At 53.2% G+C, this 10753-nt stretch carries 10 protein-coding genes; 9 read left to right on the top strand and 1 reads right to left on the bottom strand.

Going from position 1 to position 10753, the window contains the following annotated elements; genetic code table 11:
- The 9 genes from ACRCWW_RS05465 to ACRCWW_RS05505 all read left to right on the top strand — a co-directional run.
- The coding region (locus ACRCWW_RS05465; protein ID WP_438681503.1) for a flagellin at nucleotides 1-309 on the top strand (309 nt) is incomplete at its 5' end.
- A 573-nt stretch (nucleotides 310-882) separates the two neighbouring features.
- Nucleotides 883-1404 carry a type VI secretion system contractile sheath small subunit gene (gene tssB, locus ACRCWW_RS05470; protein ID WP_438681504.1) on the top strand — a complete coding sequence of 174 codons (522 nt, stop codon included), beginning with the start codon at nucleotides 883-885 and terminating at the stop codon, nucleotides 1402-1404.
- Nucleotides 1405-1415: 11 nt separating this feature from the next.
- On the top strand, nucleotides 1416-2966 hold the full coding sequence (tssC, locus tag ACRCWW_RS05475; protein WP_438681505.1) for a type VI secretion system contractile sheath large subunit: 1551 nt from the start codon (nucleotides 1416-1418) through the stop codon (nucleotides 2964-2966).
- An 18-nt stretch (nucleotides 2967-2984) separates the two neighbouring features.
- The gene (gene tssK, locus ACRCWW_RS05480) at nucleotides 2985-4322 is read left to right on the top strand and encodes a type VI secretion system baseplate subunit TssK (RefSeq protein ID WP_438681506.1); all 1338 of its coding nucleotides are present in this window, start codon (nucleotides 2985-2987) and stop codon (nucleotides 4320-4322) included.
- On the top strand, nucleotides 4319-4972 hold the full coding sequence (tssL, locus tag ACRCWW_RS05485) for a type VI secretion system protein TssL, short form (protein WP_438681507.1): 654 nt from the start codon (nucleotides 4319-4321) through the stop codon (nucleotides 4970-4972). The genes tssK and tssL overlap by 4 nt, the downstream gene beginning before the upstream one ends.
- Before the next feature lie 3 nt (nucleotides 4973-4975).
- Nucleotides 4976-6682 (top strand): OmpA family protein, encoded by a 1707-nt coding sequence (locus tag ACRCWW_RS05490; RefSeq protein WP_438681508.1) that lies wholly within the window; start codon nucleotides 4976-4978, stop codon nucleotides 6680-6682.
- 13 nt (nucleotides 6683-6695) lie between these two features.
- Nucleotides 6696-7187, top strand: a complete 492-nt coding sequence (hcp, locus tag ACRCWW_RS05495) for a type VI secretion system effector Hcp (protein ID WP_028019678.1) — start codon at nucleotides 6696-6698, stop codon at nucleotides 7185-7187.
- 177 nt (nucleotides 7188-7364) lie between these two features.
- Nucleotides 7365-10004 (top strand): type VI secretion system ATPase TssH, encoded by a 2640-nt coding sequence (gene tssH, locus ACRCWW_RS05500; RefSeq protein WP_438681509.1) that lies wholly within the window; start codon nucleotides 7365-7367, stop codon nucleotides 10002-10004.
- Nucleotides 10005-10071: 67 nt separating this feature from the next.
- Entirely contained in the window at nucleotides 10072-10629 is a 558-nt protein-coding gene (locus ACRCWW_RS05505) for a hypothetical protein (RefSeq protein ID WP_438681510.1), read from the top strand.
- Between the two features lie 44 nt (nucleotides 10630-10673).
- Here ACRCWW_RS05505 and ACRCWW_RS05510 read toward each other — a convergent pair.
- Nucleotides 10674-10753 (bottom strand): hypothetical protein (locus tag ACRCWW_RS05510; RefSeq protein ID WP_438681511.1); only part of this gene is annotated, 80 nt, incomplete at its 5' end.

The following is a 10753-nucleotide window of genomic DNA, read 5'->3' on the forward strand; positions in this document are numbered from 1 at the left end:
GCTTCCGGTATCAACATCCAGAGCGCAGCCGATGCGCAGGCTTACATGGACGGTCTGGAAGATGACCTGGCAAGCGTGGGTAAAGTGCGTTCTGAGCTGGGTGCCAACATCAACCGTATGGCTCACACCTCTGCTAACCTGGCGAACATGAAAGACAACACCTCCATGGCGCTGGGCAACATCACCGACGCGGACTTCGCCACCGAAGCGTCCAACATGAGCCGCAACCAGATGCTGGCCCAGACCTCTATGTCCATGCTGAAGCAGTCCAACAGCATGTCCGGCATGGTGATGTCTCTGCTGGGCTAATCCCCGCTCATGATGTGAAAAACACCGCTTATGGCGGTGTTTTTTTTGCTGAAATAATATTAAACATCTTAAAAGAAAATTCTTAATAGAATGTCGATGAGAGATAAGAAATTTCCCTCTGAATGGTATTTGTTAGGAATATTCGCAATCATTATTAACATTCTCGCTTCATTATTATTTCTGTCTGCTCGGTCTGTTATTGTACTTTTTTTAGGTTGCATAAACGCCTTGTTAATGCCTTTTTATTGATGGTTGGGTTCTGTGAAAATACTTTCATTCACCAAAATTATTATTTTGGTATCAATAATTTGTTTTTATTATGAATTGATTGGAAAGGCTTTTAAATGCATTTAAATCGAGATTTAAAGAATTAATAATTAATCAGTGCTTAAGTATATGGTTAATCTATTTAAGCGTGAGTAAACTAAATGTATTTAAAAAGGTGTGATCATTTTTTCTCTGTCTATTTACTCGCTATACATTAAGTGATAAAAATTGTGGCTCCCAATCTCGTTATTTTTTTACCTGCATGGACGATGTCAGGTATCCACTTATATATCACAGAGGCGAATTATGGCGGATTCATTCCAGTCTGAGATTCCTAAAGCACGCGTTAACATCAAACTTGACCTGCATACTGGCGGCGCCCAGAAGAAAGTAGAACTCCCTCTCAAGCTCCTGACGGTCGGTGACTTCAGTAACGGAAAATCCGAAGGCACCCTGTCAGAACGTGAAAAAATCAATATCAACAAAAATAACTTCAATAGCGTGCTTGCCGACCTGAAGCCAGAAGTTAAGCTCACCGTGAAAAATACCCTCGCCAATGACGGTACCGAAGAAAATATCCACCTCCAGTTCCAGGAGATGAAAGACTTCGAGCCAGAACAAGTTGCCCGTCAGATCCCTCAGCTTCGCGCGATGCTGGCCATGCGTAATTTGCTGCGTGATTTAAAATCCAACCTGCTGGATAACGTTACTTTCCGGAAAGAGCTGGAAAAGATTCTGAAAGACCCTTCCCTCAGCGATGAGCTGCGTAACGAGCTTAATGCGCTCGCCCGTCCCAGGATTAATTACTGGAAACTTTTAACGGAATAAATACGAGTAAAATGCTTATGTCTCTTAATAATGAATCCCAGGTTCAGGCTGGCGGCGCAACCGTAGAAAAAACGTTACCGCAGGGCGGGGTGTATGCCTCACTGTTCGAGAAAATTAATTTAACCCCAGTGTCAAAACTGGGTGAACTGGATGGCTTCCAGGACAATAACGTGATGGCGGAAACGTCTGCTGATGCACGTGTTACCGCCGCGGTTCAGGTATTTATGCAGTGCCTGAAAAAATCCGGTCAGGCTGTCGAAAAACTCGATAAAACCCTGCTGGATCACCATATCGCTGAGCTGGATTTCCAGATCAGCCGCCAGCTCGACGAAGTCATGCACAATGACGAATTCCAGAAAGTGGAATCTATCTGGCGCGGTCTGAAGTCGCTGGTGGACAAAACTGACTTCCGTCAGAACGTGAAACTGGAAATTCTGGACCTGTCGAAAGACGAGCTGCGCCAGGACTTCGAAGATTCCCCGGAAATCATCCAGAGCGGTCTGTACAAGCAAACCTACATCGCTGAATACGACACCCCGGGCGGCGAGCCGATTGGCGCGATTATTTCTGCCTACGAATTCGATGCGTCCGCTCAGGATGTTGCGCTGATGCGTAACCTGTCCAAAGTCTCTGCCGCAGCACACATGCCGTTTATCGGCTCTGCTGGCCCGAAATTCTTCCTCAAAGACAGCATGGAAGAAGTGGCGGCTATCAAGGACATCGGCAACTACTTCGACCGCGCTGAGTACATCAAGTGGAAATCGTTCCGCGAAACGGATGACTCTCGCTATATCGGACTGGTAATGCCGCGCGTACTGGCTCGTCTGCCGTATGGCCCGGACACTGTGCCGGTTCGCAGCTTCAACTACATCGAAGAAGTGAAAGGCCCGGATCACGACAAATACCTGTGGACCAACGCCTCATTCTCGTTTGCCGCGAACATGGTGAAGAGCTTCATCAACAACGGCTGGTGCGTGCAGATCCGTGGCCCACAGGCTGGCGGTGCGGTGAAAGACCTGCCAATCCACCTGTATGATCTCGGCACTGGCAATCAGGTGAAAATCCCGTCCGAAGTGATGATCCCGGAAACCCGCGAATTTGAATTCGCTAACCTCGGCTTCATTCCGCTGTCGTACTACAAAAACCGTGATTACGCGTGCTTCTTCTCAGCAAACTCCACGCAGAAACCAGCCCTGTATGACACGGCGGATGCCACCGCGAACAGCCGCATCAACGCGCGCCTGCCGTACATTTTCCTGCTGTCCCGTATCGCGCACTACCTGAAGCTGATTCAGCGTGAAAACATCGGTACCACCAAAGACCGTCGTCTGCTGGAACTTGAGCTGAACACCTGGGTGCGTGGTCTGGTCACTGAAATGACCGATCCGGGCGATGAGCTGCAGGCTTCCCACCCGCTGCGCGACGCGAAGGTGATGGTGGAAGATATCGAAGACAACCCAGGCTTCTTCCGCGTGAAGCTGTATGCCGTGCCGCACTTCCAGGTGGAAGGGATGGACGTCAACCTGTCACTGGTTTCCCAGATGCCGAAAGCCAAGTCTTAAGGCGAGGGACAATCAGGGATGAAAATTTATCGTCCGTTATGGACTGACGGGGCCACTCTGGCCCCTCAGCAGTTCCAGCAGCAGTCTCGTTGGGATGCGTACAATACTGAAAATGTGGCCGCGATGGCGTTGGCTCATACCTGGGGTGTGCTGCACGCGGAGTTTGATACCTCTGCACTGGCGCTTTCTCGTCTTAACGCCATTCGTCTGGTGGTCCGTTTTCCTGACGGAACGCTGGTCGACACCAGCATTGCAGATACGCTCCCGGCGGTATGTGATCTGACTGATGTAGCGGGACAGGAAAGCGTTGAGGTCGTTCTGGCGCTTCCGTTGCTCTCTGCAAACGGCGGCAATCTGGAAGATGGCAAAAACAGTGAGCGTCCGCAGCGCTGGCGCCAGGAATGGGTCACCGTTCAGGAGTTGTCCGGCCATGAGCAAACGGAGCTGGCGATTTTGCGCCATGCCATTTCGCTTCGTTTTGCCCATCAGGAAAATGCAGCCTGGCTGACCTGCCCTGTGGCACGTCTTGTGCGAAACGCACAAGGGCAATGGGTGATGGACGAGAGTTTTATCCCTCCTGCCTTGTCATTTTCGGCAAGTCCTCTTTTGGCTCAGGAACTGAGTGATTTACTGCACCGGCTGCAGGCTCGTCGCCGACGTCTGATGCAAATGCGCCGTGAAAGCAACGAACGTCTGGCCGATTTTGCCGTGGCTGACGTTTCGCTTTTCTGGCTGCTGAATGCACTCAACAGCGCCGAGCCTGTGCTTTGCGAACTCCTCCAGAAGCCAACGCGCCACCCGGAAATCTACTACCGTGAGCTGTCGCGTCTGGCAGGCAGTTTGTTGACGTTTTCGTTAACGCACAGCCCGGAAGACATCCCGGCCTATCAGCATGACGCGCCGGAGAAAGTCTTCCCGCCGTTGTTTACGCTGCTGGATACCTTGCTTGAAGCGAGCCTGCCTTCGCGCGTTATCAGTATTGATCTCATCCATTCAGGTCAATTCTGGAAAGGCGCAATGCATGATGCTCGTTTGCGTGAGGGAGCAGATCTTTATCTGTCTGTTCGCTCTTCACTGCCTAACCACTTGCTGCAAACTCAATTCCCGCTGCTGTGTAAAGCAGGAAGCTACGAGGTTGTTTCGGATGTGGTGAACGTCGCGCTGAATGGCGTTGGTCTCAAAGCGTTGTCACATGTTCCTGCTGCAATCCCGCTACGTCTGGAAAATCAGTATTTTGCTTTGGATCTCGACGGTTCTGCCGCACAGGCGATGCTCGAGGCGGGGAACTGTGCGTTCTACATTCCTGAGGCATTGGGCGACGTCAAACTGGAACTCTACGCGGTGCTTCGCTCATGAAAGACAACTCAACTACCTTCATCGATCAGATGTTCTATCCCGGCTGGCTGATGGTCAGCCAGCTGCGTAATGGGCAAGACATCACGGATGGCAAAGCGCTCTATCGTCGAACCTGTGAGTGGATTGATAACTGGCGTAAACAGCTTGAAGAGCGGGAAATGCCGCATTCGAGCATTGATCATCTGATGTATACGCTTTGCGCATTGTTTGATGAAAGTGTGCTTAATCGCGGTAAGCAGGACGATGGCTATCTCACCTGGCTTGCTAACCCCCTTCAGGCGAAATATTTCAATACGCTGAATGCGGGCGAAGAGCTGTGGGAACGGATTCGTACTGTGCTTCAGGAACCTTCCCCCGATATCGCTGTTCTGACTTGCTTCTCACGAGCGCTGACGCTGGGGTTTGTGGGTCGCTACCGCCAGCAGGCAGATGAACGTCGCGAAGATGTCGTGCGCAACCTGAACCAGCGCGTGCCACCATTTACCCTGACGGAAGAAGCGCCCATCGTTGCGAGAGCAGGCCGCTTACGCAGTGGTCGTCGCTTCTATTGGCTTTCCTGGGTGGCTGGCGTCGTGCTTTTGGGGGCGGTGTGGCTGCTGCTTTCCAGTTCTCTTCAACAGATGGTGTCAGCCATTGCGGGAGCCGGTTAATCCATGCGCAACCTGACTAAACCACTCCTGGTGATGTTGGCACTTGTTCTGGCGCTATGGCTCATTTGGGGATTCTGGCCGCTGGGAACAGGCAGCCGCCTTTTTCTCAGCGTCGTAACGCTTCTGCTGGCTGGCGCGGCTGGCTGGCGCTTCCTGAAACAGATGCGCCAGATTGCCTCGATAGTCGTGGACACAGCTCTGCCACCTGAAGATTTCGAAGGCGCGCTGGTGCTGGTCTGTGGTGACAGTGACGTGGTGTTTCCTGCCAAACAGGCATTTCGTGAAACGCGTCAGGGGTGGTATTTGCCGGTTCGTCAGCCTGAGCAACTGGCTCAGGTTGCCGAATCTGTTGCTTCTCTGCGTCCTGCGCTGGTGGCACAAGTGTCCATTATGCTCGCGGTTGCGCCTGAGCACTGGCTAGAGCAGGATGCATTCGCAAGCCATCTGCATCAATGGCAGCGTGCAATCGCCCAGTCTCGTAGGACGTTCTCCGGGCTTCCGCCTGTCTGGATCAGCCTGTGGCTGAATACGCCAGCCAAAGGCGATGAAGACCGCTATCGCTGGTACCTTCTCACCAATAATCGTGAAGGTATTCAGGTTCAGGAGAATAATGGGGTCGCGCAGTCCTATTTGCCATGGTGCACTTACGCACCCGATGCGCTGGGAACGCACCGTCTGGATAACTCGCTGTGGCTTGAATCTGTGTTCACCTGGCTTAAGCCGAATGTGACAGAGATCCTGCAGGCACATCATCACGATACCCCTGCATTACCGCCATGCATGCTGGCCGTGTGCAGTGGCCCGATATCGGCATCGCCAGAAAATCTGTGGCAGCAGCATGTTGCTGGTGTAACGACACTCCCAACACGGCTGGAATCTGATGCGGAACCTCCTCCGCTTCCGGACATGTTGCTCCCGCATTTGTCTCGTCGGCATGGCGTTAGCCGCATGATGACGGCCTGGCGTATTGCGGGAGCTTTGGTCGGGGTATTCCTGCTGCTGGCGATGTGCGCCTCGTGGATCAATAACCAGCGTCTGATCCAGAACGTGAGCGATCATTTAACGGTATTCCTGCGATTAAGTGGTACACCGCCAGCGCCAAAAGTTCAGGCGCAGGAGCAGTTGCGTAAGGACAATAATCTGCTCGATGCCTGGCAGCGCCAGGGGGCACCAATGCGTTACACCCTGGGCTTGTATCAGGGAATGCGCCTTATTGCTCCCGTTCGCGCGGCTCTCAACAGTTGGGCTCCGCCACCGCCGCCGCCTCCGGTGATTAAGAAAATCATTCAGGGGCCGAAAACCATCCGCCTCGACAGCATGTCGCTGTTCGATTCCGGCAAATACGAACTGAAATCGGGCTCCACCAAGCTGCTGATTAACTCGCTGGTTGGCATTAAGGCCAAACCAGGCTGGCTGATCGTGGTGGCCGGGCACACCGATAACACCGGCAATCCTCAACTGAACCAGACGCTCTCTTTGAAGCGCGCCGCTGCGGTGCGTGACTGGATGCGTGATACCGGTGACGTGCCGGAAAGCTGTTTCGCCGTACAGGGCTATGGCGAAAGTCGACCAATCGCAACAAATGACACCACGGAAGGGCGAGCGCTTAACCGCCGTGTCGAAATCAGTCTGGTGCCTCAGGCTAACGCCTGCCAGCTACCAGGCAACACCCAGGCGTCATCGCAGGATGATGACGTTTCTCAACACTAATGGAGTAAATCCGATGGCAATTCCAGTTTATCTTTGGCTGAAAGACGATGGCGGTGCGGACATTAAAGGTTCTGTAGACGTACAGGATCGCGAAGGCAGCATCGAAGTGGTTGCACAGCAGCACAACCTGTACATCCCGACCGATAACAACACCGGCAAGCTGACCGGTACCCGTATTCACACCCCGTTCCTGTTCACCAAGGAAATCGACTCTTCCAGCCCGTACCTGTACAAGGCTGTGACCACCGGTCAGACCCTCAAGTCTGCTGAATTCAAGTGGTACAAAATCAACGACGCGGGCCAGGAAGTTGAGTACTTCAACACCAAGCTCGAGAACGTGAAAGTGGTGAAAGTGAACCCTGTGATGCACGACATCAAGGATCCTTCTTTCGAGAAGCACAACCACCTCGAGCAGATCGAGCTGCGTTACGAAAAAATCACCTGGACCTACAAAGACGGCAACATCATTCATTCCGATTCCTGGAACGAACGCGCCACGGCCTGATTTATTTAGAGAAAGTCCGTTGCGGGCAGGCTTGCGCCTGTCCGCAGTTTTTCGCTGAGCGTCTGCCCACGCAGGCCCTGAGCGAAAAATCACACTCTGCCTTCCTGACCTTATGCGCTTTGGTAAGTACACAGCGATGGGCGGTAGCGTGCCCGGGAAAAATAAAGAGAGAGAAAAATGGAAACTTCAGCCGTCCTGTTACGCCGACTCAATCCTTACTGCGCCCGCGCGCTGGAAGGCGCAGCTTCTCTGTGCCAGACCCGCGCCCATGCGGAAATCCTGCCAGAGCACTGGCTGCTGAAGCTGCTGGAGCAGGGCGAAGGCGATCTCACCGTGCTGGCACGCCGCTACGAGTGGGATATGGACGGCATATGGCAGGCGCTGCTGGGCTGGCTGGATAATCTGCCACGTTCCGTACGCGGCCGCCCGCAACTGGCGGAGTCTCTTCATCAGCTGCTGAAACAGGCGTGGATGGCGGCTTCATTGCAGGGCGAAGAGCAGATCCGCAGCCAGCACCTGCTGCTGGCGCTAATTGAAAGCCCGAAACTGGTCCGCTGCGATGGACTGTGGCCACTGTTCACGCTGGGCCAGAGCCAGCTGGAACGCCTGCGTCCATTGCTGGATGCGCAGTCTGACGAGCGCCCGGAACTGCAGCTGGAAGAAGAGCTGATTGCCTCGACGGGGGGCGATGTAGAGATGATCGGCCGTGCGGCAGGCGGCGAAGTGAAAGAGGGTGAGCTCAACCCGGCCCTGCAAAACGCGCTGGATAAATTCACCCTGGACGTCACGGCGAAAGCGAAAGAGGGCAAAATCGACCCGGTCTTTGGTCGCGATACCGAAATTCGCCAGATGGTCGATATTCTCTCCCGCCGTCGTAAAAACAACCCGATTCTGGTCGGCGAACCGGGCGTGGGGAAAACCGCGCTGGTGGAAGGGCTGGCACTGCGTATTGCCGAAGGTAACGTGCCCGAATCGCTTAAACCTGTCGTTCTGCGCACGCTTGACCTGGGTCTGCTTCAGGCAGGAGCGGGTGTAAAAGGTGAGTTCGAGCAGCGCCTGAAAAACGTTATCGATGCCGTGCAGCAGTCCCCGGTACCAATCCTGCTGTTTATCGATGAAGCTCACACCATTATCGGCGCAGGCAATCAGGCGGGTGGCGCAGATGCCGCGAACCTGCTGAAGCCGGCACTCGCCCGTGGCGAACTGCGCACCATCGCCGCGACCACCTGGTCCGAATACAAACAATATTTTGAACGCGATGCCGCGCTGGAGCGTCGCTTCCAGATGGTGAAAGTTGACGAGCCGGATGACGACACCGCGTGCCTGATGCTGCGTGGCCTGAAGTCCCGTTACGCTGAGCACCACAATGTTCACATCACTGATGATGCGGTGCGCGCGGCGGTCACGCTCTCCCGCCGTTATCTGACAGGCCGCCAGCTGCCGGATAAAGCCGTCGATTTGCTGGACACCGCGAGCGCCCGCGTGCGCATGAGCCTTGACACTGTGCCAGAGCAGCTGACCCGCATCCGCGCACAAATCACCGCGCTTGAGATGGAGAAGCAAGCCCTGCTGGAAGACATCGCGCTGGGCAGCCAGACGCACGGTGACCGTCTGGCGACTATCGAACAGGAAGAAAATACGCTGATTGTCAGTCTCGACGAGCTGGAAACCCAGTACGGTGAGGAGTTGAAACTCACCGAACAGCTACTGGAAACACGCCGGGATATCTCGCGCCAGAGCGAGACAAATGCGCTGCAACAGCAGCTGAACAGCATGCAGCAAAAAAGCCCGCTGCTTTCTGTGGATGTGGACGTGCGCACCGTGGCAACGGTGATTGCCGACTGGACGGGCGTGCCGCTTTCTTCGCTGATGAAAGATGAGCAGACAGAACTGCTGAGCCTGGAACAGGAGATTGGCAAGCGCGTGGTTGGGCAGGAAGTGGCGCTCGAAGCCATCGCCCAGCGTCTGCGTGCCGCCAAAACTGGCTTAACGTCTGAAAACGGACCGCAGGGCGTGTTCCTGCTGGTTGGCCCAAGCGGTGTGGGGAAAACCGAAAGCGCGCTGGCATTGGCCGATTCCCTGTACGGCGGTGAAAAATCCTTAATCACCATCAACCTGTCGGAGTACCAGGAGCCACACACCGTTTCACAGCTGAAAGGTTCCCCTCCGGGCTATGTCGGTTATGGTCAGGGCGGCATTCTGACTGAAGCCGTGCGCAAGCGTCCTTACAGCGTGGTGCTGCTGGATGAAGTGGAAAAAGCCCACCGCGACGTCATGAACCTGTTCTATCAGGTCTTCGACCGTGGCTTTATGCGCGACGGTGAAGGGCGCGAGATTGACTTCAGAAATACGGTCATTCTGATGACCTCGAATCTCGGCAGCGACCATTTAATGCAACTTCTTGAAGAAAATCCGACAGCCAGCGAAGGCGAATTACACGAATTATTGCGCCCAATCCTGCGAGATCACTTCCAGCCAGCGCTGTTAGCTCGCTTCCAGACTGTGATCTATCGCCCACTTTCGGAACAAGCTATGCGCTCAATCGTGGAGATGAAACTCGATCAGGTGAGCAAACGCCTGCACCGCCATTACGGGTTGGCGTCACACGTTGACGTAAGTCTGTATGACGCACTTACCTCTGCCTGTCTTTTGCCTGATACCGGAGCGCGTAACGTCGACAGCCTACTCAACCAGCAAATTCTGCCGGTTTTGAGTCAGCAACTTCTGAGCTACATGGCGGCACAAAATAAACCCAAGTCTTTAACATTAGGCTGGAGTGAAGACGAGGGGATTGAGCTGGAGTTTAAAGGTGAGTAGATTTTTTAGCATCTGTAAGATGCCTTTGTTTTTATTCAATTAAAAGCGTAAAAATGGTGGAATATCTATGAGCAAGCGTAGTGATATTATTGAGCCATATGAATGGGGGCCAACGACTAAAACAGGGTTAGTCTACAGCGAAATTTTAGGATGGATAGATCTTGGTCATGCACAAGGTAACGATATTAGTGCATTGGTTGCCAATATTTCCGAAGGCCAACAGGGTTACCAGGATTTTTATACTGTGAGTTACGGGCAGAACATGCGAATGTATCAACGGAAACTGGGAACTGGAAAGTTCGTCCGTTGGAGGATAAAAAAAGGACTGTCTCTGACTGAAATTCATAGTGTTGCATTGGCAATGATGTTTTCGTGTGCTGGCATATTTGAAAATTACCAAGCTAGATGGTTCTTTAGTTGGTATACCGATAGTGGATTTAGTGGCGAGGATTTAACTTCGGACCTTTTAGGGTTTTATCGAGCGATCATGCCCATGAACTATCCTTCACGCCTTAAACTTGTGAGCAAAGAGTCAGCTTTAAGACGCTGGGACCATTATGGCCCTATTGGTAAGTATAAAAATAAAGGATTTCTGCCACTTTTATTCCCTGATCGGCTTTGTTGAATAAATCAGATTTCGGGTAAGTCTCCCCGAAGCAGGTTGTGTTTTCAGGCAATACGCACGCTTTCTGGCATACCTGCTTTCGTCATTTTGTTCAGCGCTCGCACCATGGCCATTGCCTCCGCAA

It is taken from the genome of Scandinavium sp. (assembly GCF_051650185.1).
In the GTDB taxonomy this organism is placed as follows: domain Bacteria; phylum Pseudomonadota; class Gammaproteobacteria; order Enterobacterales; family Enterobacteriaceae; genus Scandinavium.